27 protein-coding genes are annotated in these 26,294 nt (G+C 45.1%); 2 read left to right on the top strand and 25 right to left on the bottom strand.

Annotation, left to right across the window (positions count from 1 at the left end; genetic code table 11):
* Positions 1–2: 2 nt before the first annotated feature.
* The 14 genes from HOP45_RS01410 to HOP45_RS01345 all read right to left on the bottom strand — a co-directional run bounded on the left by HOP45_RS01410 (position 3) and on the right by HOP45_RS01345 (position 11,911).
* Positions 3–716 (bottom strand): ABC transporter ATP-binding protein, encoded by a 714-nt coding sequence (locus HOP45_RS01410; protein ID WP_219914434.1) that lies wholly within the window; start codon positions 714–716, stop codon positions 3–5.
* A complete protein-coding gene (locus tag HOP45_RS01405) occupies positions 703–1,467 on the bottom strand; it encodes an ABC transporter ATP-binding protein (RefSeq protein ID WP_181347078.1) in 765 nt (254 codons plus the stop codon). The genes HOP45_RS01410 and HOP45_RS01405 overlap by 14 nt, the downstream gene beginning before the upstream one ends.
* A 1-nt stretch (position 1,468) precedes the next feature.
* Positions 1,469–2,509 carry a branched-chain amino acid ABC transporter permease gene (locus tag HOP45_RS01400; protein ID WP_181347076.1) on the bottom strand — a complete coding sequence of 347 codons (1,041 nt, stop codon included), beginning with the start codon at positions 2,507–2,509 and terminating at the stop codon, positions 1,469–1,471.
* Complete coding sequence (locus HOP45_RS01395; RefSeq protein ID WP_181347074.1) at positions 2,509–3,372, bottom strand: branched-chain amino acid ABC transporter permease; 864 nt, start codon at positions 3,370–3,372, stop codon at positions 2,509–2,511. The genes HOP45_RS01400 and HOP45_RS01395 overlap by 1 nt, the downstream gene beginning before the upstream one ends.
* A gap of 56 nt (positions 3,373–3,428) precedes the next feature.
* A complete protein-coding gene (locus HOP45_RS01390; RefSeq protein WP_181347073.1) occupies positions 3,429–5,102 on the bottom strand; it encodes a long-chain fatty acid--CoA ligase in 1,674 nt (557 codons plus the stop codon).
* Between the two features lie 77 nt (positions 5,103–5,179).
* Complete coding sequence (locus HOP45_RS01385) at positions 5,180–5,965, bottom strand: SDR family NAD(P)-dependent oxidoreductase (RefSeq protein ID WP_181347071.1); 786 nt, start codon at positions 5,963–5,965, stop codon at positions 5,180–5,182.
* A gap of 29 nt (positions 5,966–5,994) precedes the next feature.
* Positions 5,995–6,396: an acyl-CoA thioesterase gene (locus tag HOP45_RS01380; protein ID WP_181347069.1), complete on the bottom strand. Its 402-nt coding sequence runs from the start codon at positions 6,394–6,396 to the stop codon at positions 5,995–5,997.
* A gap of 36 nt (positions 6,397–6,432) precedes the next feature.
* Positions 6,433–6,996 (bottom strand): TetR/AcrR family transcriptional regulator, encoded by a 564-nt coding sequence (locus HOP45_RS01375; RefSeq protein ID WP_181347068.1) that lies wholly within the window; start codon positions 6,994–6,996, stop codon positions 6,433–6,435.
* A gap of 96 nt (positions 6,997–7,092) precedes the next feature.
* Positions 7,093–8,262, bottom strand: coding sequence for a thiolase family protein (locus HOP45_RS01370; RefSeq protein WP_181347066.1), 1,170 nt, complete (start codon positions 8,260–8,262; stop codon positions 7,093–7,095).
* Between the two features lie 36 nt (positions 8,263–8,298).
* Positions 8,299–9,072 (bottom strand): SDR family oxidoreductase, encoded by a 774-nt coding sequence (locus HOP45_RS01365; protein ID WP_181347064.1) that lies wholly within the window; start codon positions 9,070–9,072, stop codon positions 8,299–8,301.
* A gap of 12 nt (positions 9,073–9,084) precedes the next feature.
* Positions 9,085–9,483, bottom strand: a complete 399-nt coding sequence (locus HOP45_RS01360) for a MaoC/PaaZ C-terminal domain-containing protein (protein WP_181347062.1) — start codon at positions 9,481–9,483, stop codon at positions 9,085–9,087.
* A complete protein-coding gene (locus tag HOP45_RS01355; RefSeq protein WP_181347061.1) occupies positions 9,480–9,929 on the bottom strand; it encodes a MaoC family dehydratase N-terminal domain-containing protein in 450 nt (149 codons plus the stop codon). The genes HOP45_RS01360 and HOP45_RS01355 overlap by 4 nt, the downstream gene beginning before the upstream one ends.
* A gap of 15 nt (positions 9,930–9,944) precedes the next feature.
* The gene (fabG, locus tag HOP45_RS01350) at positions 9,945–10,709 is read right to left on the bottom strand and encodes a 3-oxoacyl-ACP reductase FabG (protein ID WP_181347060.1); all 765 of its coding nucleotides are present in this window, start codon (positions 10,707–10,709) and stop codon (positions 9,945–9,947) included.
* Between the two features lie 32 nt (positions 10,710–10,741).
* The gene (locus HOP45_RS01345; RefSeq protein WP_181347059.1) at positions 10,742–11,911 is read right to left on the bottom strand and encodes an acyl-CoA dehydrogenase family protein; all 1,170 of its coding nucleotides are present in this window, start codon (positions 11,909–11,911) and stop codon (positions 10,742–10,744) included.
* A 161-nt stretch (positions 11,912–12,072) separates the two neighbouring features.
* On the opposite strand from HOP45_RS01345, the gene HOP45_RS01340 reads away from it, so the two are divergent.
* Positions 12,073–12,513, top strand: a complete 441-nt coding sequence (locus HOP45_RS01340; protein ID WP_181347058.1) for a hypothetical protein — start codon at positions 12,073–12,075, stop codon at positions 12,511–12,513.
* 447 nt (positions 12,514–12,960) lie between these two features.
* Here HOP45_RS01340 and HOP45_RS01335 read toward each other — a convergent pair whose 3' ends face one another.
* Positions 12,961–13,416: a TcaA NTF2-like domain-containing protein gene (locus HOP45_RS01335; protein ID WP_483316420.1), complete on the bottom strand. Its 456-nt coding sequence runs from the start codon at positions 13,414–13,416 to the stop codon at positions 12,961–12,963.
* 192 nt (positions 13,417–13,608) lie between these two features.
* On the opposite strand from HOP45_RS01335, the gene HOP45_RS01330 reads away from it, so the two are divergent.
* Positions 13,609–14,832 (top strand): MFS transporter, encoded by a 1,224-nt coding sequence (locus HOP45_RS01330; RefSeq protein ID WP_181347056.1) that lies wholly within the window; start codon positions 13,609–13,611, stop codon positions 14,830–14,832.
* A 170-nt stretch (positions 14,833–15,002) separates the two neighbouring features.
* On the opposite strand, the gene HOP45_RS01325 is transcribed toward HOP45_RS01330, so the two are convergent.
* Genes HOP45_RS01325 through HOP45_RS01280 form a run of 10 tightly spaced genes read right to left on the bottom strand, consistent with a single transcriptional unit; the run spans position 15,003 to position 26,242 of the window.
* Positions 15,003–15,989 (bottom strand): LacI family DNA-binding transcriptional regulator, encoded by a 987-nt coding sequence (locus tag HOP45_RS01325; RefSeq protein ID WP_181347054.1) that lies wholly within the window; start codon positions 15,987–15,989, stop codon positions 15,003–15,005.
* Between the two features lie 59 nt (positions 15,990–16,048).
* Positions 16,049–17,089 (bottom strand): Gfo/Idh/MocA family oxidoreductase, encoded by a 1,041-nt coding sequence (locus tag HOP45_RS01320; RefSeq protein WP_181347052.1) that lies wholly within the window; start codon positions 17,087–17,089, stop codon positions 16,049–16,051.
* Between the two features lie 3 nt (positions 17,090–17,092).
* Complete coding sequence (gene iolE, locus HOP45_RS01315) at positions 17,093–17,986, bottom strand: myo-inosose-2 dehydratase (protein WP_181347051.1); 894 nt, start codon at positions 17,984–17,986, stop codon at positions 17,093–17,095.
* 18 nt (positions 17,987–18,004) lie between these two features.
* Positions 18,005–19,930, bottom strand: coding sequence for a 3D-(3,5/4)-trihydroxycyclohexane-1,2-dione acylhydrolase (decyclizing) (gene iolD, locus HOP45_RS01310; protein ID WP_181347050.1), 1,926 nt, complete (start codon positions 19,928–19,930; stop codon positions 18,005–18,007).
* Positions 19,931–19,990: 60 nt separating this feature from the next.
* Positions 19,991–21,448 (bottom strand): CoA-acylating methylmalonate-semialdehyde dehydrogenase, encoded by a 1,458-nt coding sequence (locus HOP45_RS01305; protein ID WP_181347049.1) that lies wholly within the window; start codon positions 21,446–21,448, stop codon positions 19,991–19,993.
* A 33-nt stretch (positions 21,449–21,481) separates the two neighbouring features.
* Complete coding sequence (gene iolC, locus HOP45_RS01300; protein WP_181347048.1) at positions 21,482–22,477, bottom strand: 5-dehydro-2-deoxygluconokinase; 996 nt, start codon at positions 22,475–22,477, stop codon at positions 21,482–21,484.
* A gap of 12 nt (positions 22,478–22,489) precedes the next feature.
* Positions 22,490–23,293 (bottom strand): 5-deoxy-glucuronate isomerase, encoded by an 804-nt coding sequence (gene iolB, locus HOP45_RS01295; protein WP_181347047.1) that lies wholly within the window; start codon positions 23,291–23,293, stop codon positions 22,490–22,492.
* 56 nt (positions 23,294–23,349) lie between these two features.
* The gene (iolG, locus tag HOP45_RS01290; protein WP_181347046.1) at positions 23,350–24,381 is read right to left on the bottom strand and encodes an inositol 2-dehydrogenase; all 1,032 of its coding nucleotides are present in this window, start codon (positions 24,379–24,381) and stop codon (positions 23,350–23,352) included.
* A 28-nt stretch (positions 24,382–24,409) separates the two neighbouring features.
* On the bottom strand, positions 24,410–25,279 hold the full coding sequence (locus tag HOP45_RS01285; RefSeq protein ID WP_181347045.1) for a carbohydrate ABC transporter permease: 870 nt from the start codon (positions 25,277–25,279) through the stop codon (positions 24,410–24,412).
* Between the two features lie 15 nt (positions 25,280–25,294).
* A complete protein-coding gene (locus HOP45_RS01280) occupies positions 25,295–26,242 on the bottom strand; it encodes a carbohydrate ABC transporter permease (protein ID WP_181347044.1) in 948 nt (315 codons plus the stop codon).
* Positions 26,243–26,294: the final 52 nt, after the last annotated feature.

Raw genomic sequence — 26,294 nt, 5'->3', positions numbered from 1 at the left:
TTTCAAGCCCCGATGTAAGCTTTGCGTACAGCATCGTTGGTGAACAGCTCTTCTGACGTGCCTTGAACAACAATAGAACCGCTTTCAAATACATATCCACGATCGGCGATTTTCAAAGCCGCATTGGCATTCTGTTCGGCGAGCAGAACAGTCGTGCCTTCTTGATTGATCTGGTGGATGACCTCGAACATTTGCTCAACGATTAAGGGAGCTAATCCGATTGACGGCTCATCTAGCAGCAGTAATTTCGGCCGGGACATTAGCGCACGGCCAATCGCGAGCATTTGCTGCTGGCCGCCGCTTAACGATCCCGCAGCATGGTCTTTTTTCTCCTGCAGCATCGGAAATAACGCGTGCACATTCTCAAGCGCCTGTCTGATTTCCTTTTTCTTTTTTCGGTGCACATAGGCTCCCATAATCAAATTTTCATGGACGGTCATTTGCGGAAATAGCTTGCGGTCTTCAGCACACTGGACGACGCCTGACTTCACGATGCGTTCCGGTGATTGGCCAGCTATGTTTTTCCCGTCAAACGTAATCCCGCCGGCGCTCGGCTTTTCCAGACCGCTGATCGCGCGGAACGTTGAGCTTTTACCGGCACCGTTCGACCCTAATAATACGACCAACTCCCCTTCTGCCACGTCGATCGTTACGTCTTCAATCGCAGCAAAACTTCCGTATGTGACGGTTAAACCAGATAGCTTAAGCACTCGCATCCCCTCCTAAATAGGCAGCGATGACGGCCTCATTGTTCATGATCTCTTCCGCGGTGCCTTCCGCAATTTTTTCTCCATAATTCAGGACCATGATTTTATCAGCAAGCTTCATGATCATTTGCATCTTGTGTTCAATCAAACAGACCGTGATGCCCCGCTTTATCATGTTGTTGATTAAATCGATCAGGCCTTCGGTTTCATCCGGATTAATACCGGCAGCGGGCTCATCAAGAAAGACGACTTCAGGTTCCGTCGCTAAGGCAAGTGCGAAGGCGACGCGCTTCTTTTCTTCCTGGGTAATACTGGCAGCTGATTGATGCATCACATGGGTGAGACCGACGAACTCCAGCACATCCGCTGCTTTCTCACGGCATTGTTGTTCGTCTGCTTTATACGTTTTAGTCCGAAAAATCGCATCGAACAAATGAGATGAAGTCCGCAGCCGATGCCCGACAATGACGTTATCAAGGACAGTGGACTGCTCGAACAGATGAGTCGTTTGAAACGTTCTTGCCACGCCGAGTTTCGCTATTTTATTGGACGGCAAGCGCGTAATATCCTCTCCTTTGTAAAAGACCTTCCCTGAACTAGGCGCGTGCGTGCCGCTGACCAGGTTAAAAAACGTAGATTTACCCGCTCCATTCGGCCCGATAATCGCGTTGATTTTACCTTTCTCGATGGTGAAATCGACGTCATTCACAGCCACTAGTCCGCCGAACTGCTTCGTTAAATTTCGCGTTTCAATGAGCATGTCACCCCTCCTTCACCTTTTTCTCAGAACTTGTTTGCGTCGCGGCATACGTGGGTTCGGGTTTTCGCCGGTCAGGTCGAGCTTGCCGCCGCTTTTTCCCCGTGCGCTTCATTTTCCATTCATAAAAAGCGCCGACAATCCCCCGCGGGTAGAAAATGATCAGCAAGGTTAACAGGGGACCGAAAATAAGCATCCGGTAATCCTGCAAAAATTGCAGCGACTGGGAGACCCACACGACGAGAAACGTGCCGACGACTGGTCCTGCCAGCGTGCCGATTCCTCCCACAAGCAAATAAGTGAGCAAGTCAAAAATGATGGTGATGTAACCGATATCCGGACCGATAAAACGAATGAACGAGGCGTATAAAGCCCCGGCTAGACCAGCAAAAAAGGTCGATAGGACAAACACGAGCAGTTTGTTTTTCATGGTAGAAATGCCGAGGGTCTGCGCTAATTCTTCACTATTCCGTATCGCCATAAAAGTCCGTCCGGTAAGCGAATGGACAATGCGGTACATGACAAGAATGGTGAGCAATAGAAAGGCTAAGATGAAATAATATTGAGAGAGTGGATTCTCGAAGGATACCGGTCCGATATTGGCTGGGGCCGGAATGCCGATCAACCCCCGAACTCCGCCGGTCAGACTATCCCATTTGTCGATAACGAGATAAATAATATAACCGACACATAGCGTGTAAATAGCAAAAAAGTGTTCCCGCGTTCTCAATGCGACCAGCCCTACCAAAAAGCCGATGCCGCTGGTAATGAGACAAGCCAGCACTAAAGCGATCCAATAATTCATGCCTGCTTTGACCGTCAACAAACCTAACGCATAAGCGCCGATGGCAAAAAAACCAGCATGCGCAAGCGACAGGTAACCTGTGTAACCCGCAAGCAGATTCAACCCATAAACCGCAATCATCCAAATGAAGGCCAGCGTCAACACGTGGAGGAAATACTCATTTTGAATAATCAAGGGGAAAAGCACCGCCAGACCAATTAAGCCGATGATGAACACCCTTTTTCTGAGCAGTGCTGCCATTAGAATCCCTCCCTGGAAAACAGACCTTTTGGCTTGAAGGATAAAATGATGACGAGCAGTAAGAACGCGATGATATCTTTATAATCATTGGACAGATAAGTGGCGCCGAGACTTTCGCTGAAACCAAGAATATAGCCGCCTACGATAGCGCCGGGGATGCTCCCCATGCCACCGAGAATGATGATGACAAACGCTTTTAATATGACCAGGTGCCCCATTCCAGGGAACACGAGATTGATCGGAGCTGATAGCGAAGCCGCAAACGCTGCTAATCCACCGGAGAGCATAAAGGTGAGCATGGCGACTTTGTTCGTGTTGATCCCGACCAGATGAGCGCCTTCACGATTCTGAGCCATCGCAATGATCGTCGCGCCGATATAGGTCTTTTTCAAAAACACAAACAGCAGAATCATGACCGCAATGGCACCGACATTAATGAGCACCCGCTGCATCGTCACCGTTAACCCGAACATGTTGATGACTTCTCCGTAAGGCGTTGACATGGAGCGGTAATCGGCTCCCCAAATCAATTGAGCCAATGCTTCAAGAAATAATAAGATGCCAATGGCTGCAATTTTGTCGTGGATCGGCGGCGCGTTGCGGAGTTGATGGAACACAAGCCGATCCATCAAAACGCCCAGCAGCCCCACGACAAGTACCGATATGGCAATCGCTACCCAATAGTTGAACCCCCATAAAAGCATCGTTGTTAATGTGATATAAGCCCCTAACATGTACAACGCCCCGTGCGCGAAGTTAGGAATGTGCAAGATGCCATAGACGAGTGTTAAGCCCAGGGCGACAAGACTGTACACACTTCCGATCGTCAACCCATTAAAAAGTTGTTGCGTGAGAATATCCATTGAACTTCCCCTTTAGCTTTGATAATCAAGCGCGATAGCCTGAAGCTACTGTTTGCTTACAACTCGTTTTCAGCCTTTTGCTTTTCCTCTTCTTGCAGTTGGCGCCAAAGAATTTTGCCGCTGCTCGTGATCGGAAACGTTTTTCTGAACTCGACAATCCTCGGGTATTTATAAGCGGCCATATTTTCTTTCGCCCATGCAATAATCTCCGCCTCGGTGACCGTTCCTTCAAACGCTTCTTTCAAAATGACGAAAGCCTTAATGTTTTCTCCTTTACGCGGATCAGGTACGCCGACGACACAAGCCTGTTCGACAGCTTCATGATGATATAAGAATGATTCTACTTCTGCCGGCCAGACATTATATCCTGAGGCATTGATCATCCGCTTGACACGATCGACCATGAAGAAATACCCTTCCTCATCGCGATAAGCCATGTCACCTGTCCGGAAAAAGGACTGGCCGTCTCGATCGATGAATGCTTGCTGGTTTTCTTCCTCCCGGTTGTAGTACCCCACCATGACTTGCGGCCCGTTCACAACAATTTCACCTATGTCACCGACCGCGACCTCTTCCTGGGTAGCCGGGTCAATAATACGAGCATCCACATCAAAAGCAGGGACGCCCAGGCATTGCAATTTCGGCCGATCAGGCGGATTTTGATGCGTTTGCGCGATCGTTTCACTTAGCCCGTAGCCTTCCACAAACTCTAAGCCAGTTAAGTTGTACAATTTTTCGCCGACCGCTTTCGGAAAAGCAGCGCCCCCACCGGAAATAGCCATGAGCGACGTAAGATCTTCCGCTTTCACTTCAGGTTTCGCAAGGAAATCAATCAGCATCGTACTGATCGTCACCCAATGGGTACACTGTTGTTCTTTAATGAGCTGCCGGGCTGTTTCCCGGTCCCAACGCGTCATGATCACCATGGTACTGCCGCTGAAAATGGGCGTATGCATGCTGTGCACCATGCCGGTGACATGGAATAACGGCAATGTTCCCAGACTTCTGGCATCTGCTGTAGCCCGTCCCCAATGATAAGCACCGACCGTATTCGCCTGGACCGTCCGGTTCGTGTGCATACATCCTTTGGGCAGCCCTGTCGTTCCTGACGTATAAGGCAGCACTGCCAAATCATCGGCTGAACGCGGCACATCACGCACCTCAGCTCCTGTGTGCATGGCTTCTTCCCATAAAATAAGAGAGGACGGGTTATAGGGTTCACGCGGAGCCCCCACTTCTTTTGGCAGTCGATCGCTCATGGCATTTCCTTTGTAATCCGAGTAAGCCGCAATGACCAGCTGCTGCAACGTGGTGGTGTCCATTAACGGTTCTACGACCTCCACGTACTCCTGACCGATGATGCCATAGCGCATCGCACAGTCTTTCACGTAGAACTCCAATTCATTGGTCGTCAGCATCGGGTTGATGGGCACAACGACAGCTCCGGCCCGCAATATCGCATAATAACTGATGACAAACTGTGGTGAATTCTGCATAAACAGCAGGATTTTTTCGCCCTTACTGACGCCGAGCTGCTGCTGGAGAAAACCAGCGAGGGTGTCCACTTCGTCACGCAGCTGCCGGTAAGTCAGCGTATTTCCATAAAAATAGATCGCTTCATGCTCCGGATAACGCTCCGCCGACACTCGTAAATTGTCGTAGAGCGAGGTTTCCGGCACAGTTAAAGACGTAGTCAACTTTGGCCAAAATTCAAAGTGACGCGTTTGCATGCCGATCTCTCCTTTCACTATTAAAATGCCTCCAACGAATGTAAGCGTTATCATTTTTGAATAAAAAGACAGCCAGATTACGTAATCATCCACCCGCCATCGACCAGTAAATCCGAACCCGTCATATATGAGGCTTCCTGTGAAGCTGCGAACGAGATGACATCTGCGACCTCACTCGGCTGCCCGACCCGATTCAAGGCGGTGTGACGTTGAATCGCTTCCTCAAACCGTTTGTTTTTTAACCCCGCTTCGGTCAACGGCGTTTCAGCAAACCCAGGAGACACCGAATTAACACGAATGTTATGTTGTGCAAACTCCAATGCCAGCGACTTGGTCAAATTGATGACGGCCGCTTTAGACGAACTGTAATGCGGAATTTGCGCGCCCGCCTTATGACCCGACAATGATGCCACATTTACAATGGCGCGGTTTTGGGCCGCCTCGCTCTCTTGTTCACGGCCCGCGATGATCAGCTTCCCGATTACCTTGGATACTAAGAAGACACTTTTTAGATTCGTATCCTGGACCCTGTCCCATTCACTTACCTCCATATCCAGGAGTGATGCCTGCCCAGAAGCCCCGGCATTGTTGATGAGCACATGCACATCGCCGTAGGTTTCCTCAATAAATGCGCCCAGTTCGCTTACATCCGCCTCCTTCGTCACATCCGCTGTAAAGCACGTAGCCACAGGTTCATCCAATGGCTCATTGATGCTTGCTGCTACGCGTTCCAGCTTGGACAATGTCCGGCCCACCAGGATCACGCGTGCCCCTTCTCGTGCCAACTGCTGGGTGGTCGCTTCTCCGATTCCGCTGCCCGAGCCGGTTATGACGGCAATCGTTTCTTTAAATCGTTTACTCATCTTTTCACACCACCTTTTTTCCGATTCCGTTACGGCGTCACCAGGTGTTCCTCTAACATCATTCTCAGATCGGCCGGAATCGGTTCACTTTGCTGCGCTTCATAACTGAAACAGACAATGGTCGCTTCACCTTTGGCAATACGTTCACCTGCTTCAGACGTTATCTCATGACTGAAACGCATGCTTGTATGGCCGATTTTCGAGACCCATGTCGCCACTTTCAACCGCTGTTTAAAGTAAGCCTGGTTAAGGAAATCGCATTGAGCTGACGCAATGATAAACCGGCCTACCGTATCGGTCTGATCCGGCAGTATATCCTCAAAGAACCTCCCACGCGCCTCCTCTAAATAAATGAAATAGCTCGTATTATTAACATGGCCCGCGCAGTCCGTTTCACAAAACCTGACCCTTACCTCACATTCATGATTCATGCTGTGTCACCTCCAGACCGCCGCCCGTCATGATCTTCACGTATTGATGCCGTTTAGGATCATCTCCAAATACATGCTCGTCAGTTCTTTGTCTGATACCTCACCTTCCGGGTTGAACCAGTAATAACTCCAGTTCGTCACACCGAGAATGCCGCGGGTAATCATATCAGGATTCAAATCCGCCTTGAATTGCCCATTGCGCATGCCCTCTTCGACAATCGACTGAACATTTCTGCGAAACAGATCCCGTTGTGCCATACTCTGCTCCAAGTACTGCGCGCCCAGATTGCGCATTTCCCGGAAAAAAATCCGGGCGCTTTTTCGCCGTTGATGAATGCTGTGAATTAACAGATACATCACATCGTGCAGTTTGGCTTTGCTATCTTTCGTTTCATCGTTCATAATCGCTTCCTGTTCCTGTAGCAAATAGCCGATGTACTCAAGATGAATGTCCCGCAGCAAAACTTCCTTATTGGTAAAATAATAATAAAATGTGCCTTTGGTCACACCGAGGGCATCAACAATTTCCTGGACGGATGTTTCAGTAAAGCCTTTTTTATCAAATAAATGGATGCTTGTATTAATAATTTGCTGTTTCATATGGCATAGCCTCCTAGAGATAATCAAAAAGTATCATCCCTCATTACACACTATTGATAACCCTCAAGCAAGCCAAACTCTCGCAATCTTCCGACTTCAACCTCGCTCCAGAACCATGGCGATGCCTTGGCCGCCCCCGATGCACGCCGTGATGAGAGCGTATCGGCCGCCCGAACGCTGCAGTTCATAGATGGCTTTTGTCGCCAGAATCGCACCCGTTGCACCAAGAGGGTGACCATGGGCAATAGCTCCGCCGTTTACATTCACTTTGTTCAAATCCATCTTCAACTCCCGGTTGCATGCCAGAACTTGCCCGGCAAACGCCTCGTTGATTTCGATAAGATCAATGTCCTCCAGTTGTAAGCCTGTTTTCTCGAGAACGCGTCTTGTCGCAGGCACGGGTCCAATGCCCATGATATTCGGATCAACCCCAGCCACGCTGCATGCTCTGACAGTCGCCATCGGGGAGAGCCCCGCTTCCTGCGCTTTGTCCCGCGACATCAACGTGAGAGCTGAGGCGGCATCATTCAATCCGGAGCTGCTTCCAGCTGTCACCGTGCCACCCTCGCGAAAGGCAGGAGGTAATTGGGATAACGCCTCTAGCGATGTTCCCGGCCGCGGATGCTCGTCCGTGTCAAATTCAATCGGTTCCTTTTTTCTGACCGATATTTGTAAGGGGACGATTTGATCCTTGAATCGGCCTTCTTCCATCGCCCGGCCCATTCGCTTCTGGCTTTGAAGCGCGAATTCATCTTGTTCCTCGCGACTGATTCCGTATTGTTCAACAAGATTCTCCGCCGTGATACCCATTGGTGGGTTACCGATGTCAGTCGGGGACAATTGCGACCTTCTTAACGTCGGCGGCGTTGAACTGTAAGCTTTCTCCGGGCGATCCATCAAATAAGGCGCTCGGCTCATACTCTCCGTGCCGCCTGCCACATATACATCCCCATCGCCAGCCTGAATCGCCTGCGCAGCTAGATGCACAGCGTTTAAACCGGACCCGCATTGGCGATCGACCGTGAGCCCGGGTATATGAAGGGAAAGCCCCGTTTGTAAAGCGGAAAACCGGGCAATATTTCCACCGCCGCTTAACACATTGCCAAAAATGACATCCTCAATATCATCAGCTGCCAGGCGCGACCGCTTCACCGTTTCTTTAATCACCTCAGCCCCTAAAATATGAGCAGGTATCGTAGCCAACGTGCCACCCTGCTTGCCGATTGGCGTCCTGACGGCTGATACAATAACAGCTTCCTGCGTCATCACGTGTTCACTCCTTTATTTCTTTTGTTGCACCCTTTACATCGCATGCGTGCCGCCATCGACCACCAGTACGTCGCCGGTCATGTAATCGGACGCAGCTGAACTCAGGAAAACGGCTGCCCCTTTCAAATCATCTTCCGAACCGAACTTCCTTAACGGCGTACCCTCAAGAATGGCGTCGCTGCCTTGCTCCAGCAGCCCTTTGGACATTTTCGTCGGAAAGAAACCCGGCGCGATGGCGTTGACGTGAATCCCTTTTGGCCCCCATTTAACAGCCAAATCTTTCGTAAAGGTGATCACCGCTCCTTTACTCGAGTTGTAGCCAATCGTATTCATATACTTGGGATTAGAACCTTTAAGGCCCGCCACTGACGCGATGTTAATGATTTTGCCAGACCCTTGCTCCAGCATCACTTTTCCGGCTGCCTGAGACATCAGAAAGGTTCCAGTCACATTGACATTGAAGACCTTTTGCCAGGCCTCAAGCGGCATCTCCTCGACAGGCGCTCCCCACGTGGCCCCGCTGTTATTGACAAGAATATCGATACGGCCGAAACGTTCCACCGTCGCATCGACCACGTGCTGGATATCATCTGCGTGCTGAACATCGCATTTCAAACCCATCGCCTCAGTGCCCTGCCTCTTCAGCTGTTCACTTACGTCCCGGCATGCTTCTTCTTTTCTCGAACACACCACCACATTAGCTCCGGATTCCGCCAATGCTTCGGCAATCTGTTTGCCTAAGCCGCGACCCCCACCGGTCACTATGGCGGTTTTCCCCGACAGATCGAATAAGTCTTTAACATGCATGTTTACCCCTCCTCACCCGTGATACTGCATCACGACCTGGCCTTTAATGACCGCTTTTCCATCCTGATTCGACGCATCAACATTGAACGTCAGCGTGTCTTTATCCTGTAGCACAGCTTTCAAGATCAGTTCATCATGCAAACGAACCATCCCTTTGAATCGCACCGCGTAATCCTGAATGAACCCTTCTTCATAATGGGGCGTAAACAGTTTGGCCAAATTGCCCATCGTCCACATGCCATGGGCAATGACCCCGGGAAGCCCCGCCTTTTCTGCTTCTTCATCAATCGTATGAATCGGATTATAGTCCCCTGATGCGCCAGCATATTTGATTAAATCAAGCCGTGATACCGGGGGCAAGGACACCTCCTGCAAGGACTCGCCAACTTGTAAATCACGTAGACGCTTCAAGCCTGCATCCTCTCCCTTACCGCTTCTGTAATGATAACCACCTGTTCTTCCGTAAAAATAAGCTCGCCGGCAGGATCGTTGCCATACCGTTTAATCTGTAAAAAGGCCATCCTGCCGCTTTGCCCGTCCCGCTCGTAATAGTTTTTTACCTCGGCATGACAATAGACGTCCTCCCCCACGCGGAGGGGGCGTTCATAATGATAGATTTGCTCCCCGTGAATCAGCCCTTTCTCCGGTAGATTCAAATCCGGGATGGTGCCGTAATCAAACACCCGCGGAAACGTCGGCGGCGCAATATTGACGCCAAAGCGCGACTCCCTCCCCGTTTCTTCGTCTGTAAAAATGGGATGATCATCACCGATCGCTTCTGCAAACTTTTTAACCGCCCCGCGTTCAACGGCATTCTTAACCGGCGTTGACCGTTTCCCGATGCAATCCTCTAACATAAGGCCACCTCCTCATTAATCTTTCGGTCCTCCAGCCACATACAACACTTGTCCGCTCACGAACGAAGCCTGGTCATCCGCATAAAACGCGACGGCATTGGCAATATCTTCAGGCTTACCGCTCCGTCCCACAGGAATCTTCTCAACACTCGCCTGGACCAGCTCATCAAATGAAATTCCGAGGCGCGCCGCTGTTTCTTTCGTCATATCCGTTTCAATAAAACCCGGCGCAATCGCATTGACAGTAATATTGAAGCGTCCCAGCTCAATAGCCAGCGTTTTTGTAAACCCCTGCAAGCCCGCTTTAGCCGTCGAGTAATTGGCCTGACCACGATTGCCAAGGGCCGACGTGGATGATAGATTGATAATCCGCCCATATTTGTTAGCCACCATATACTGCTGCGCGGCCCGCGAGGCGTTAAAGGCCCCCTTCAAATGGACATCCATCACCGTCTCCCAATCGGAATCCGACATTTTGAATAACATGTTATCGCGAATGACGCCTGCGTTATTCACCAGGATATCGAGTGACCCGAACGTGTCATAAGCGGCCTTCATCGCCGCTTCCACCTGCGTTACATCCGTGACATCCGCCACCTGCTGAAACACATCATATCCGCTTTCCGTCAACTCACGCTCCGTCGCCTGTAACGAGGCTTCGTCCACATCAATGATCGCCACTTTCGCTCCTTCTTCAGCCAGACGCTGCGCGATTCCCTTACCAATCCCGCGGCTCCCGCCGGTGACAAAAGCCACCCTTCCTGCACATCTCCCTGCCATTTCGTTTGCCTCCTATGTCATGTATCGTTGTTTTAGCCTACTTTCACATGGCCTTTCAATAGATTACGAGATATGATCAAACGCTGAATCTCGTCCGTTCCGTCATAAATGCGCCACAGCCGCGCTTCCCGGTACCAGCGCTCAATCGGCAGCTCGCGTGTGTACCCCATGCCGCCGTGAATTTGCAGCACACGATCCACCACACGATTACCCATGTTCGAGCCGTACAACTTAGCGATCGAAGCAGCATGTCGGTTGTCTTCACCTTGATCCAGCGTGAAAGCTGCGTTCAACACAAGCCACCGTGCCGCCTCAATTTCCACCGCTGAATCCGCAATCTGCCATTGAATAGCCTGACGCGTCGAAATCGGCTTGCCGAACGTTTCCCGCTCATTCGCATAATCGATCGCCATATTAAGTAGCCGCTCGCTCATCCCGACCGCCCGCGCACCCACAACCCAACGCGCAAATCCGATCCATTCCAAGCCAAGATCATAGCCGCCATTCACTTCACCTAACACATTCTCATCCGGAACCCGCACATTTTCAAAAACCAGCCCAGCAGGCCCCCACTCTCCCATCGTGTGAATATACTCCGACTTCCACCCCATCGACCGATCCACGATAAAGCACGTCACCCCACTGCGCCCCTCCGATTCCTGGTGCAGCTCCTTATCCGTGATCGCAATCACCATCACAAAATCCGCCTCGTTACCCCCAGTGATGAACGTCTTCTCCCCGTTCAACACCCACTCAACGCCATCCTTCACAGCCGTCATCTTAATATTCCGCGTATCCGAACCCGCACCCGGCTCCGTCATCGCAAAACATGACTTCTTATCCCCATTGATCGTCGGCAGCAAATACTTCTCCTTCTGCTCCTCATTCGCATAATACAAAATATTATCCGCCGAACCCCCAAACTGGAACGGCACAAACGTCCGCGACACTTCCATCAACACAATCGCCATCATCATCTGACCCAAATCAGCACCGCCATATTCCTCCGGCGTATTAATCCCCCAGAACCCCGACTCCTTCGCCTTCAACTGCAACTCCTTCAACTTCTCTGACGAAAGACTCGGCCGCCCTTCCCGCTCATTACGCAGCACCTCATTCTCCAAAGGAATCAATTCCTTCTCCACAAACTTTCGTATCGTTTTCTGCACCATTTGTTGTTCATCCGTTAACCGTAAATGCATGTCCACCCTCCATATTTAATGAATATTTTGATGAAATGTCGAACATACCAACTAGTCAGTATGTTACTTAACATACTATTTTAAAATTTCTGAAAATACAACACATAATTTAAAATTCCACTCGATAAATTGGTAGTTTGATGGAAATGGTGTGTGGAGTGATGATATTTGGCGTGGGTGCGATGATAAACCGGAGCGATGCGACGATATGGGGCGGAGGAACGATGATAAATGGTGGAATGACGATATTTGGCGCGGGTGCGATGTTAAACCGGGTGCGTGTGACGATATTGGGCGGAGGAACGATGATAAATAGTGGAGTGACGATATTGGGTGCAGGTGCGACGATAAACCGGGGCGGTGCGACGATATTGGGTCCCGGAACGATGATAAATCGCGGAGTGACGATATTGGGTGCGGGTGCGATGATAAACCGGGTGCGTGCTACGATATTGGGTGCGGGAACGATGATAAATGGTGGAGTGACGATATTTGGTGCAGGTGCGATGATAAACCGGGGCGGTGCGACGATAAACCGGGTGCGTGCGACGATATTGGGCGGAGGAACGATGATAAATACAGCAGGAGCGACGGTAATCTGAGAGCAGCTCCTCCGAATTGGTTAGATGCTATGTTGGCACGAATTTCGCAGCAGATGGCTTGTAAAATGACCGAGGATTATAAATTTCTGTAGTGGGAGCATACATAGCTGATTTCGGCGCGGTGAACTCATGATCTAGCCTGGTCGAAGCTTCATTCGGATCGTTTATATCCAAAAGTGACACGTAAACCATTCCTCCGCTGACAGCTGGATTATATTTTGTGAAACTTGCTTATTCTAACAGCTATCCGGCTTAAATAAATCGAACTCGGCTTGTAACCACCGCCACATGGATTGAAAATTTTTCTCTCTTGTGTAACCGGATCAATTATGTGGAGAAACAGCTTACATTCATCGGAAAGCGAATCATTTCAGGCATAAGATGGCTTGTATGTCTAACTAAATAAAAAAATCCCTCAGCAGAGGGATTTTACATTTAGTACAGAATTTACTGTTGCTCAATATTCAGATATTCATTCACTTTGAAATCACCATTGGAACGGGTCACCTTATATACGGCGCGGTTTTGCACGTCTTTCACTTCGCCATCCGTATATTCAATTCCATAATTTTCGAGCATGGTAACTTCTAAATAATCTCCGTGGTCTTCTAGGTCAAGAAGTTCGCCTCCGAAGAAATCTTCGTGTTCAACGCGGTCTTTAATGTTTTCAAGATAACTGGAATATTCGTTTTTTGCGCCGCCATTAGAGCCGAAATGGTCTAATACGATTGAGAAATCATCTTGGTTAAGGGCGTCGACACTATCCTGAATAAACTGCAGCATAAAGAGCCGTAGATTTTCTTCACTTAGGGAGTCCGATTCTTCTTGAGAATCCGTATCTGGCTCCGAATCCTTTTCTGCATAGCAGGTGCATGCTTCAGCGATTTTGACGTAATGCCTCAACTCAAGAGGATGAGCTTTGTGATAAACTAAAGTTAAAATAAGTAAGCAGCGAAAATTTAAGGAAGGTTATAATATGTCTGTTTTATTTTTAGATAGTAATAAATCATTACTAAGAGGAAGCGCAACCTTGGGAAGCGGGATGTTACATGAAGTTGAGGGATGGGATAATAAACGTGTCCTGACCAATGTTTAATGAGAACAGATGCTGAAAAGCAAGTCGTTGCAATCGCCCTGATTACTGCTGTTTGTTTGCTTGGTGATTCCATGCTTTATATTGTTTTACCAATCTACTGGAAAAGTTTCGGGCTATCTTCTCTCTGGCAAGTTGGCATCTTGTTATCGATCAATCGGTTTGTCAGACTGCCGCTCAATCCACTCGTCGGCTGGCTTTATCAACGTATCAGCAAACGAACGGGCATCCTGATCGCCGTTGGTCTGGCGGGAATCACAACCTGTTCTTACGGGGTTGCCAATGGGTTTTGGCTCTTGTTTTTTATGAGGTGCTTATGGGGTGTAGCATGGTCGTTCCTGCGTCTTGGTGGGTTTCTTACTGTATTGGAAGCTGCCGATCAACATAATCGTGGATTTCTCATTGGAAAGTACAACGGATTGTGGGGTGTTGGGGGACTGACCGGAATGCTTGCAGGGGGACTCCTGGCTGATTCAATCGGAATTGAAGCCATGACACTTATGTTTGGGGCTGCTGCTCTTTTTAGCATCCCTTTTGTGATTCGTCACATTCCTGATCATTTCAGCACAAATGCTCAGAGGGTGGACGCCAGTATTAGCGCTTATAAGCACGTTTGGTTACAGAAAAATGTGCTCCCCGTAATGGTTTCCGGTCTCATGATGTCAATGGCGTTTTTTGGCATATATATGTCGACACTGAGTCGTCTAATTGAAGTGAATTATTCTGATTCCATTAGTCTATTCGGCATCGTCTTTGGCTCTGCAACGCTTGCGGGTATGATCCAGGCTATCCGTTGGAGTTGGGATCCTTTTCTTGCCCCACGGTTTGGTCAACTATCGGATCAAACCACTGGAAGAACGCCCATGCTAATCACGGCACTTTTCCTTGGATCAGTATGGTTTGCCATCCTCCCCTTTCAGTTGCCGTTGTTGGTATGGTTTTTGGTGTTACTCCTCCTTCAGCTGACTTGGACGATGCTTGTAACGGTTACCGACTCTCTTGCTACTGATGTTGCGTCGACATCCTACAAAGTTGTTGTCATGACTACTTACACTGTAGTAGTAGATGTGGGCGCTGCCATTGGCCCTACATTTGGCTATATAGTAAATGAAGTCTTCAACATATCGGTCTTGTATTGGGTAACAGGGGGTTTGCTATTTAGTCTTGGTGTGTATTTGAGCTGCAATTATATCTACAAAACAGGAAAGGAAAACAGTCCAACATAAGCATATACATATAAAGTTAGGTCCCATCATCTCTGTTTAACTCTGTTAGCAGCATCATTCTATCTCAAGTATTGTGCCTTATAAAATAGGACTTCATGATATTCCCTATAAAAAAAGTTTTCCAAAAGTTAGTAACTAATGGAAAACTTTCTTAATTAACAAGGGCCGTCTTAGACAGTATCACGAATTATTAGTTTCGGATTATACAAAATCCTTTCCTCTATTCGTATCCCTTCTTTAATTTCTTCATTAATCACATCAACGACCCTCTTTCCCATCTCTTGAATCGGCTGGGCAATGGTCGTTAATGCTGGCACCGTCGTTTTTGCCAGGATAGTGTCATCAAAACCGACTAGCGCCAACTCATCAGGGATGGACACACCTTTTTCTCGAGCAGCCTGAATAACCCCCATCGAAATAAGATCATTACATGCAAATACAGCTTCAGGTATTCTATTACTTTCGATTAATTGTTTCATTAACTCATAACCATTCTCGATTATTCCGGTCATTCGGTAAATACTCGTTTTACTGGCTTCTATTCCATGCGTTTCTAATGCTTCCTTATAGCCTACTATACGCATCTTGCTACTGTGGGCGTGTTCAGCAAAAATAACGATATCCTTGAAACCTTTTGACGCTAAAAAGGAAGTGGCCTCGTAACCCCCTTTAAAATCATCAACTGACACAGACGGGCACCCTAATTCTGGATCGTCTTGCGTCAGCAATACAATGGGGATTTTTTCTTCATGGAGAAACTTTAGACTTTCTTTAGTCCTCAAAGGTGACGCAATGATAAATCCATCCACTTGTTTACGACGTAAAAGCTCCAAGTATTTTTGTTCTTTTTCTACAGAATCATCTGTACTACAAATAATCAGACTCATCCCAAGGTCATTGGCTCGATCTTCAATTATCCTCGCCATTTCGGAAAAGAACGGATTAGAAATATCAGGTACTAACAAGCCTAAGATTTCTGTTTTCTTTCCTGTTAAAGCTGAAGCCATCATACTAGGCATATAATTAAGAGCTTCCATTGTCTCTAAAACTTTTTCTCTGGTGGATTGACGCAATTTTCCATTGTTGTTGATGACTTTTGACACTGTAGCGATAGAAACCCCTGCTTTATTGGCAACGTCATAAATCGTTGTTTTCATAAACTAACCCTTTCAACTTCATTTCTTTATTACATTATACAGTAAAGATTAATACGATTTCAGCAGCTTTGCCTGTATGAGGTCACACTAATTAGCCGCTCTAACTCAAATGATTCTTTGCAAGCATAACCAAGTCGAGTCGCTTCCACTCCATCCCCTACAGTAACTTCAGGATGTTGGTTCATCAAAATACAATTGATAAATTCTTCAGCTTCAGTTAAATAGGCATGTTCAAACCTTTCCAGAAATCCAGTGACGCATTCATGAATAACTCCACTTTCCTGCATGATAGCAACCTGATTTTTTTCCGGTATGGTGCCTATTCGTAAGGACCCCTTTGTACCTATTATTTCCGTTTCGATATGATAGCCATGTGCGCAGTTACGGCTTGCAACAAACATGCCCATTTTATTTTGTTCAAACTTAACCATTGCTGCTCCTGTTTCAGCATCGTTTAATTCTTCAAATTCTGGACGAGCATACCCTCCACCTATCGCCCACGTTTCCTTAGGTTCCGCATTTAAAAACCATCGTGCTAAATCAAAATCGTGCACCGCCATATCAAGGAAAATTCCACCGCTATAATTTCTTTTCGCAAAGGATAAAAAGTTATCCATTTGTGAGGCAGGGTCGAGTCCATGACAACGAATAAAAATGGGATCTCCAATAGCCCCTTGTTCAATCTTCTTTTTAGCAGTTTGATAGGAATGATCGTAACGCCTCATAAAACCAAGCATAAATACTTGATCAGGATGTCTTTGTACAATCTGTTGTACGCGTTCTGCTTCGGACAAGTACAAAGAAAGAGGTTTTTCACAAAATACATGCAATCCTTTTTCTAATGCCTTGATAATCTGTTCTCCATGGTAACTTGAAGGAGAAGCTATAAACACAGCATCTAACTCTTCATTGGCAAGCATGTCATCATAATTAGTATATCCATATGGAACATTCCAGGGTTTAATAAATTCATTCACTTCTTGTTCAGAAATACTGCACACAGCAATTAAATTACAGAATGGAATACGATGCACCAAATTTTCTGCATGCTGTTTACCTAGTCTTCCTAGACCTACAATTCCAACATTAACATATCTCAATTTTCATACCCCTGCCGTTTCTTTTATATAACGGCGTGCAAATAGTGCATATTCTAAAGGGTTTGCCCTTTGGGGGTCTTGTTCTGCCTCTACCAAAAGCCAACCTCGGTAATCAACCTTTCCTAACTTTTCAAAAATAGGTTGAAAGTCAATCGTGCCATCCCCCGGCACTGTGAATGCCCCTAGCCTAACTGCATCCTTGAACGTTAACTTGTTTTCTTTTATCTTAGTAGCGATATCGTCTCTTACGTCTTTTAAGTGTACATGAGCAATTCGATCTATATATTTATCTAATAGAGAAACAGCTTCTTTATCAGAGAAGTATAAATGACCAGAATCGTAAAGAAGATGTACAAGAGCCGAAGCTGTTAAACTCATCAATTTGTCTACTTCCTCCGATGTTTGAACACCCGTGCCCATATGATGATGAAAGGCTATTTTCATGTCTTTTTCTTGAGCTAGCTTTCCTAAATGATTTAGTCCATTTGAAAGCCTTTTCCACTCTTCTTCAGAAAATACTGGTTTGCTTTCGAATAAGGGGGTGTTGGCTTTTTGGATACTGCGTCCCTGCTCAGAAACGACGATTACATCCGCCCCCATTTCACTTAGGAAGTCGCGATGCTCGATGAATTTTTTTTCGGTAGTTTTATATGGTTCTGTAGTCAGGAAAGAACTAAACCAGGCACTTGCCACTTCTAAGTTGCGCATCTTCAACGCTTTTTTCAGTACCCCAGTATCTTTAGGGTATTTATTGCCTACCTCTGTTCCGGTAAAACCTGCTAATGCCATTTCACTGACACATTGCTCAAAGGTATTTTCCCCGCCTAAATCTGGCATGTCATCATTAGTCCATGCAATAGGAGCAATTCCCAATTTCACATTATTCTTATTGATCATTTGATTACTCCTCTTTAATTAATATTTCCGGGCTGATTCCAATTGTTTTTCTTTATCAAGATAAGCCTCTTGAACCGCTGAGTTCCCAGAAGTTTCTGCGACACCTACATGCCACCAAGATGCATAATCTCCTGTCATTGTTTTAGGCAGCACCTTCATATCAATCAAGGTTGAAACTGCTTGTTTTTTTGCATCTATGAGTGCTTCCTCTAACTGCTCCATTGTGTAAACTTTGTAAGTTTTCGCCCCATATGCTTCTGCACTTTTAGCAAAATCAATCTTATGCAACTCCCCATCTAACTTGCCTGTTTGGGGGTTTCTTTTACGAAATTCTGTACCAAAACTTCGTTGACCATTTCCCATTTGCAAATTATTAATACAACCGAACCCTACATTATCAAATAGCATAACGTTGATTTTTTTATTTTCTTGGATACTTGTCACTAATTCGCTATGCAACATTAAGTAGCTACCATCTCCAACCATGGCATACACTTCTTTATTCGGCTCAGCCATTTTCGCTCCTAGAGCTCCAGCTATTTCATACCCCATACACGAATAACCATATTCCATGTGATAGGTTCCTGGTTGTTTGCTAATCCACATTCTTTGCATATCTCCCGGAAGGCTTCCTGCAGCACCTACTACAATGGCGTCATTTTCAACAGAGTGATTGATCTTTCCTAAAACAGCTGTTTGTGTAAGAGAGGAGTTAAGAACATCGCGATACTCTTCAAGCTCTTCATCCAAATGACCTGCTATTTCTGGAGCAAAACCTTCCGTATAAAATTCCGTTTCATAAAGTCGGTTCAATTCTTCTTTCCATTGTTGTTGAGCTGCCTCAATTTCACCATTATAACTGCTTTTGTATCCCGCCTCCTCTAGCGAATCAGCCAGAGACTTGATCCCTTCTTTAGCATCAGCAACTATTTTCGTGGCATCAAATTTCCCTGCATGGTATTCTGAAATATTGATCGTCACGAAATCTACACTTTCCTGTTGAAAAAGTTGTTTAGAAGCAGTAGTAAAGTCAGAAAAACGTGTCCCTATACCGATCACGACATCTGCTTGTCGTGCTAATTCATTTCCTGCAGCATTACCTGTAACACCCAATCCTCCAAGGTTTAGAGGGTGTGTGTTAGCAAGAGAGCTCTTCCCTGCTTGTGTCTCCGCCCATGGGATTTGAAACTGCTCGGCTAAAGTGGCCAAAACTTCACCTGCTTCGGAATAACGGACTCCTCCTCCACATACAATGAATGGTTTTTTCTTTAATTTAATGATATTCACTGCTTCATCAACCTCAGTTTGATCGGGTTCTAGACGTTTAACCCGATGAACGCGTTTTTTAAAGAAGTATTCCGGAAAGTCATATGCCTCGCCTTGGACATCTTGAGGTAGAGATACAGTCACTGCTCCTGTATCAGCAGGATTGGTCAGGACACGCATGGCGTTAATCATGGCGGTCATTAATTGTTCTGGGCGACTAATACGGTCCCAATATTTACTTACAGGACGGAAAGCATCGTTCGTGGTTAAAGTATGATCATGCAGCTGTTCTACCTGTTGCAGCACGGGATCCGGCTGTCTGCTTGCAAACGTGTCTCCTGGTAATAATAAAAGGGGGATTTGATTAGTGGAAGCCGTGGCAGCAGCAGTTATCATATTAGCTGAACCTGGACCTACTGAAGAGGCACAAGCAATTAATTGCCTACGACGATTTTGCTTAGCAAAAGCTGTGGCTGCATGAGCCATTCCTTGCTCATTTCTCCCTTGGTAGACCTCTAAATCTCCTGGATTTTCTTCTAATGCTTGACCTAACCCCAAAACATTACCGTGTCCATAGATCGTAGAAATTCCCTTGAACATTCTGTTCTCATTTCCCTCAAATTCTATAAATTGTTGATTTAAAAACTTTATTAATGCCTGTGCTGTGGTCATTTTCATATATGTTCACCCCATAATTAAAATTAAAAAAGGAGGAGTTTCCTCTCCTCCTTTAATTTTTTATACCCAACGAGAGGTAATGACTTTTTTTCTTGTATAAAATTCAATTCCATCTTTCCCGTTAGCATGTAAATCTCCGTAAAAGGAGTCCTTCCATCCAGAGAAAGGGAAAAATGCCATTGGAGCGGGCACTCCAATATTGACTCCAAGCATCCCTGCATCAATTGTTTCACGAAATTGCCGAACACTTCCCCCATTATTTGTAAAGATGCACGCTCCGTTAGCGAACTTAGATGAATTTGTTAGTTCTACTGCTCCCTCCAAGTTTTTCACGCGTGCTACTGATAGAACGGGAGCAAATATCTCATCTTGCCAAATTTTCATTTGACTGCTTACTTCATCGAATATGGTCGGCCCGACGAAGTACCCATGTTCTTGAACCTCATCTTCTCTGCCATCGCGAATCAACTTCGCACCTTCCTGCTCGCCTGTTTCGATGTATTGCAAGGTGCGTTTTTTATGCTCATCACGTATGACAGGACCGAGAAAGACACTCTCATCAAGACCATTTCCAATTTTAATTTCATTTGTTTTCTGTACCAGTTTCTCAACAAATTCATCAGCAACACTTTCTTCAACCGCTACTACAGAACAGGACATACATCGCTCTCCAGCAGAACCAAATGCAGCGTTTAGTACTTGAGTAGCAGCATTTTCCAAGTTTGCATCATTTAAAATAATAGAATGGTTTTTCGCCCCTGCCAGAGCTTGTACCCTTTTTAAATTTTCTGTGCCTCGCTTGTAGACATATTCTGCTACAGGTTGAGATCCAACAAAAGAAATAGCTTCTACTTCAGGGCTGTCCAGAAGCCCGTTCACCACATCATGTGCCCCGTGCACGATATTAAAGACGCCCTTAGGTAACCCTGCTTCTTCAAATAATTCAGCCAATCGATTTGCCAACAGAGGCGTCCGTTCAGAGGGTTTCAGTACAAATGAATTCCCTGTAACAATAGCGGTCGGAAACATCCAACATGGCACCATCATCGGAAAGTTAAATGGAGTGATACCTCCCACAACACCAATTGGGTAGCGGTACATCCCCGACTCTAGCCCAGATGCAATGGAAGGCAACTGTTCTCCCATCATTAAAGAAGGGGCACTGGCAGCAAATTCTACACATTCAATTCCGCGTTGAACTTCTCCGTATGCTTCTTTAAAGTTCTTACCATTTTCTTTGGTGATTAACTCAGCCAATTCATCCCAGTGTTCCACAAGTAACTGCTGATACTTGAACATTATTCTCGCTCGTTTTGGAACAGCTATCTCCCGCCATTCCTTTTGAGCTTCTTTGGCGACTTCGACGGCATCATCTAAATCTTCCTTAGAAGAAATAGGGACATGGGCTAACACTTCTCCGGTAGCTGGATTGTAGACCTCTTCTGATTTTTCGCTTTTTGCTTCCACCCATTTTCCACCGACATAATTCTTCATCAATTCCACTGTTGTATGAGCCACCTGATATTACCTCCTTGCTAAATTTATAAAGCTTTATGACCGTTGCTTAGCTTTTTCGATGAACGAATTTACCTCCGAAGTTGTGGGCATCGCATCAGAACAACTATGTTTTGAAATAACAATAGCTGCAGAAGCACTGCCATATTCCATCGCTTTGGGCAGTTCCCATTGATTCAACAACCCATATATGAAAGCAGACGCGTAGGCATCACCAGCGCCGAATGTTTTCAATACCTTAGTTTCAAAGGTGCCCCCGGTAAACGCTTGGCCAGCTTTTGTATAAGCAATTGATCCTTTTACTCCATGTTTAATCACCACAATCTCAGCTTTATGATTAAACCATTTGTTCGCTGTTTTATAATCATCATTTTCTTCTGATTCAAATTGCTCCATCATATCAAATTCTTCCCTTGTACCAATTATGACGTCACATTTTTCCGAGGCTAAATTGAAATATACTGCTGTTTCTCCTTCTGATGCCCAGGTGTAAGGACGGTAATCGATATCCAAAATCACTTTCGTGTCATGTTTGTTAGCATAATCCAATGCAAGGAATACAGCTTCTCGTGATGGATTTGCGGATAAGGCGGTTCCGGAAATTAACAAAGCCTTAGCACGCTTAATGTAATCCTCTGATACTTCTTCGGGTTTCAATAGTAAATCAGCTACATTGTCTCTATACATTAATATACTGCAGTCCTCGGGGCTTTTAATTTCTGTAAAAGCAAGCCCTGTAACAGCACCTGTTTTATCAACCGACACCCCTTCTGTACTTATTTCATTTTTTTTCAAATACCTCGTGATAAAGCGACCATGCTGATCATCAGAAATCTTACCGATAAAACCTGTTTGCAACCCTAACCTAGATGCACCAATAGTGATATTAGCCGGAGAACCTCCTACATATTTTGTAAAAGATTCCGTCTCTTCCATGGGGCAGTTTATTTGATCTGTATTTAAATCCAGACATAATCTCCCTAGCCCTACTAGATCGTATAAACGGTCTTGCACAAAATTAAGATTATACATGTACATCCCTCCTTACCAATTAAATAACCATTCATGTTGTGGATCTGTGTGAAATTTCCACGTTCTTTTTGGTCCTGCCATAACGTTCAAATAATATGAATCGTATCCTGAAATCGCAGATACTGGATGGTATCCTTTTGGTACGAGAACCACATTGTCGTGTCCTACTGCCATGGATTCGTCTAAAGAACGATCATCCGTGTAAACTCTTTGAAAGACGAAGCCTTTATCAGGGTTTAACTTGTGGTAATACGTTTCTTCCAATTTAGACTCGTGGGGTAAATTCAATTCATCATGTTTATGGGGGGGGTAACTTGATGTGTTGCCCTCCGGAGTGTAGACTTCTACGATCAGCAAACTGTCTGCCGCTTCTTCTTCCGGAAGGATATTGTGTATCTTACGTGAGGTGTTTCCTTCACCACGATCCTCTACTCCGACATCTTCGGGGGGAATAAGTCTCGCTCGATAGTTACCCTTACCAGGAGCTTTACAAAAAGCGACTTCTGCCACTGTTAAAGCTTCCACCTTAATATCATCCTTACTAGGTACGTAGACAGAATAAGGAGGTATTTTTTCAAACACATCCATTCGTTTTCCGATATTCTCAAATTTCTCTTGTGTGGTATTTACTGATACTCTGCCACTTAATACAACTACACATATTTCCTCGTCATTCGTCTGTTGATCGATAATGTCTCCTTCTTGCAACAGATATACTTGAAAACCAACATGTTCCCAACCTGCACTCGTTGGGTTTATGTCAATTCTCTTACCATCTTTTGCAGTTGTTTTAGACTGTACTAATAAATCTGACATTTTCAGCCTCCTAGATTAAAATAGTAAGGTAAGCGCTTAACTCAACATGTAAAAATTCAAACCTCACTCACTAAATCTAATTCAATTTCATCAATTGTTACTTTCCTTGCTTCTTCATATGATTTCTTAGCTGCATGTGCTAATAGTTCAGCTTTGAACCCATCTTCACCACTACACAAAACTTGGGCCTCACTCTTTATAGCTGATGCAAATGCTCTCACCTCTTCTTTATATGCTTCAATATATCGATCCAAAAAGAAATATTTTGGATGATCAAGTGTAACAGCTTCTTTGGTTTGGATAGTTACGTTAGTAGTCGCCTCGTTATCAGCAGAAACCACTCCCTCACTACCAAATACTTCAATCCTTTGATCATAACCATACACAGCTTGTCTGCTATTATCTATGACGCCAATCGACTCATCTGAGAAAGTGACTGTAATGATGGCTGTATCAACATCCCCCGTGCGTTTAAACCGTTCATCAACGAGCTGAGCTGCATTTACTTGAATTTCTACTACATCTTTACCTGTTAAAAAACGGATCATATCAAAATCATGTATTGTCATATCCATAAATAAGCCTCCTGAAGTAGTAATATACGCTTCGGGTGGCGGCTCTGGATCTCGCGAACTAATTTTCACTATATGAGGCTCGCCTATCTTTTTATTAAACACTGCATCTTTTACTTTTTTGAAATGCTTATCAAATCGTCGATTAAAACCCACCTGAAAAATGACATTCTGCTTTTTAGCAGCATCCACCGCCTCTTTAGATTCTTTTAAAGAAAAGCTAATTGGTTTTTCACAAAAAATGTGCTTACCCGACACTGCTGCTTGTTTTATTAATTGAGGATGCGTGCTCGTGGACGAACATATAAATACAGCGTCAATCCTGTCATCCTTAAAGATTGTCTCAGTATCATGTGTAAGATAATCTGCAGCAGATTCGTATTTCGTGTCTTTTATATGATCTGTAAATACATCCGCAATTGCTGTTAAGCGGAAGTCTTCTGATTCTATTAAATGGTCTGCATGCAATTTACCTATTCGCCCTGCTCCGATAATTGCTGCGCTAATTTGTTCCATTTCGTACCACCTCTATTATTAAAATTTACTACCCTTTGACCGCCCCCATAGTCATTCCTTTAACTAAGTGTTTTTGTACTAAGAATGAAAAGATTAGAACAGGCAGGATAGACATCGATGCAGCAGCCGTCAATGCTCCCCAGTTCGTCTTATACTGGGTTATGAATGTAGAAATCCCAGCAGGAAGTGTCATGACGTCTGTATTATTTAATAAAAACATCGCGAACAGAAATTCATTCCATGTCAGGATGATTGTAAAGATTGATGTTGCTACAAGCCCCGGAAGAGCAAGGGGCAGTACAATTTTAACGAAAGCCATGAAGCGAGAGGATCCATCCATCATGGCAGATTCTTCTAAAGAATCTGGGATTTCTTCAAAAAAAGCTTTAAGCATCCAAACAACAAATGGTAGGTTAAAACCTGTGTATACGATTAACATCGCCCATAGTGTATTTAAAAGCCCTAATTTTTGCATGATTAAATATAGTGGCACTACAATAACAATTGGAGGTAGCATCCTTGCTGTAAGGATAATAAATGATAGTCTTTCATTTCGTTTCCCTTTCATTTTGAAGCGAGCTAAGCTATATGCTGAGAAAGATCCAATCGTTAAACACAAAAGCGTAGAAACAAAGGCTACAATGGTACTGTTTAAAAAGAACTGCATAAATGGATTATTAGGCGAAAATATCCCCTCTACCGGATCTAAATAATATTGAAAGGTAAAATTCTCAGGGAAAAACGTTTGTTTGTCTGCAAATAATTCCCCTTCTGTTTTAAAGCTTGTAATAACCATCCAATAAAGAGGAAACAGAACAAAAATAATCGCTGTGGTTAAGAAGGAACCTCGCAATAATTTTATTTTCCAGCCTTCTTGTTTGGCGGAAATCATTGCCATAACAATTGCTCCTTTCTAGTTAGCTGCTTGAGAAGAATTCATTAACTTAATCAGAAGTGACGAAATAACGATTGTAATAACCAGAACAATCAGTAACCCTGCAGAAGCAAATCCAAATTCTGAGAATTTCATAGCTTGTCGATACATTAGAAAACTCACTGTTTCTGTAGCTCTTCCAGGACCTCCCTGGGTAAGCACAAATACTTGATCAAACGTTCTTAAGGCGTCCATTGTTCTAATCACAAGCGCAACGACAATCACGGGTTTTAACATCGGGATCATGACATACCTTATTGTTTGCAGCTTTGATGCTCCATCAATGTTTGCTGCTTCAAATGGATCTTTTGGCAAGGACTGCATGCCAGCTAAGATAATCAAAAAAACCATTGGAGTCCACTGCCATATGTCAACAACAACTAAAGATAAGAACGCCAACACAGGCTCTCCTAAGAAATTTATCTTTTGTAGACCCAAACCCTGCAACATATAGTTAATAATCCCCATATCCGTATTCAGCATTAGCCTAAATACAATAGCTACAACTAAAGGGGAAAGCATCATAGGAATAATGAGCAACCAGCGTAAATACTTCATCGCATTACTATCTCTCGACATAATTAAAGCAAGATTGAAACCCAAAAATATTTGAGATCCCACTGCTAGTGCAGTAAATAATAATGTGACATAAATAGAGTTCCAAAAAGTCCCATTAGTCAACGTTTTTATGAAGTTCTCCAACCCAACAAACCCTGTATGATTGCCAAACGTATCAAAAGAGGATAACGAAATATACACTGCATACCCGATAGGGAATAATGTAAGTAATGCCAACAATATGAATGTTGGCGTTAACAACCTTACAGCCAGTTTTTTATCACTGGATAAGCCAGGAGCAGAACCTTTTCTTTTGTTTAGCATGTTATTAGGCAGAACCTTTTTTAACGCTTGGCCCTTGGTATTCATTTAGTTCACCCCTAATAAGATAAGAGAGGAGTGAACCCCCCCTATCTAATTA

Origin of the sequence: Thalassobacillus sp. CUG 92003, from assembly GCF_013618635.1 — a bacterium.
GTDB lineage: Bacteria > Bacillota > Bacilli > Bacillales > Halobacillaceae > CUG-92003.
This window is presented reverse-complemented; position numbering and strand designations above follow the sequence as displayed.

What these genes read in the sequence shown, in the direction of transcription:
- iolG (WP_181347046.1), bottom strand. Translation starts at nt 24,381, where the DNA reads ATGGAACAAATTAGCGCAGCAATTATCGGAGCAGGGCGAATAGGTAAA.
- HOP45_RS01340 (WP_181347058.1), top strand. Translation starts at nt 12,073, where the DNA reads ATGATATTTGGCGTGGGTGCGATGATAAACCGGAGCGATGCGACGATA.
- iolB (WP_181347047.1), bottom strand. Translation starts at nt 23,293, where the DNA reads ATGTCAGATTTATTAGTACAGTCTAAAACAACTGCAAAAGATGGTAAG.
- HOP45_RS01285 (WP_181347045.1), bottom strand. Translation starts at nt 25,279, where the DNA reads ATGGCAATGATTTCCGCCAAACAAGAAGGCTGGAAAATAAAATTATTG.
- iolD (WP_181347050.1), bottom strand. Translation starts at nt 19,930, where the DNA reads ATGAAAATGACCACAGCACAGGCATTAATAAAGTTTTTAAATCAACAA.
- HOP45_RS01390 (WP_181347073.1), bottom strand. Translation starts at nt 5,102, where the DNA reads ATGCAAACGCGTCACTTTGAATTTTGGCCAAAGTTGACTACGTCTTTA.
- HOP45_RS01375 (WP_181347068.1), bottom strand. Translation starts at nt 6,996, where the DNA reads ATGAAACAGCAAATTATTAATACAAGCATCCATTTATTTGATAAAAAA.
- HOP45_RS01330 (WP_181347056.1), top strand. Translation starts at nt 13,609, where the DNA reads ATGAGAACAGATGCTGAAAAGCAAGTCGTTGCAATCGCCCTGATTACT.
- HOP45_RS01355 (WP_181347061.1), bottom strand. Translation starts at nt 9,929, where the DNA reads ATGTTAGAGGATTGCATCGGGAAACGGTCAACGCCGGTTAAGAATGCC.
- iolE (WP_181347051.1), bottom strand. Translation starts at nt 17,986, where the DNA reads ATGATCAATAAGAATAATGTGAAATTGGGAATTGCTCCTATTGCATGG.
- HOP45_RS01345 (WP_181347059.1), bottom strand. Translation starts at nt 11,911, where the DNA reads ATGCATTTACGGTTAACGGATGAACAACAAATGGTGCAGAAAACGATA.
- HOP45_RS01405 (WP_181347078.1), bottom strand. Translation starts at nt 1,467, where the DNA reads ATGCTCATTGAAACGCGAAATTTAACGAAGCAGTTCGGCGGACTAGTG.
- HOP45_RS01410 (WP_219914434.1), bottom strand. Translation starts at nt 716, where the DNA reads ATGCGAGTGCTTAAGCTATCTGGTTTAACCGTCACATACGGAAGTTTT.
- HOP45_RS01400 (WP_181347076.1), bottom strand. Translation starts at nt 2,509, where the DNA reads ATGGCAGCACTGCTCAGAAAAAGGGTGTTCATCATCGGCTTAATTGGT.
- HOP45_RS01380 (WP_181347069.1), bottom strand. Translation starts at nt 6,396, where the DNA reads ATGAATCATGAATGTGAGGTAAGGGTCAGGTTTTGTGAAACGGACTGC.
- HOP45_RS01365 (WP_181347064.1), bottom strand. Translation starts at nt 9,072, where the DNA reads ATGCATGTTAAAGACTTATTCGATCTGTCGGGGAAAACCGCCATAGTG.
- HOP45_RS01385 (WP_181347071.1), bottom strand. Translation starts at nt 5,965, where the DNA reads ATGAGTAAACGATTTAAAGAAACGATTGCCGTCATAACCGGCTCGGGC.
- HOP45_RS01280 (WP_181347044.1), bottom strand. Translation starts at nt 26,242, where the DNA reads ATGAATACCAAGGGCCAAGCGTTAAAAAAGGTTCTGCCTAATAACATG.
- iolC (WP_181347048.1), bottom strand. Translation starts at nt 22,477, where the DNA reads ATGTATAATCTTAATTTTGTGCAAGACCGTTTATACGATCTAGTAGGG.
- HOP45_RS01395 (WP_181347074.1), bottom strand. Translation starts at nt 3,372, where the DNA reads ATGGATATTCTCACGCAACAACTTTTTAATGGGTTGACGATCGGAAGT.
- fabG (WP_181347060.1), bottom strand. Translation starts at nt 10,709, where the DNA reads ATGGCAGGGAGATGTGCAGGAAGGGTGGCTTTTGTCACCGGCGGGAGC.
- HOP45_RS01370 (WP_181347066.1), bottom strand. Translation starts at nt 8,262, where the DNA reads ATGACGCAGGAAGCTGTTATTGTATCAGCCGTCAGGACGCCAATCGGC.
- HOP45_RS01325 (WP_181347054.1), bottom strand. Translation starts at nt 15,989, where the DNA reads ATGAAAACAACGATTTATGACGTTGCCAATAAAGCAGGGGTTTCTATC.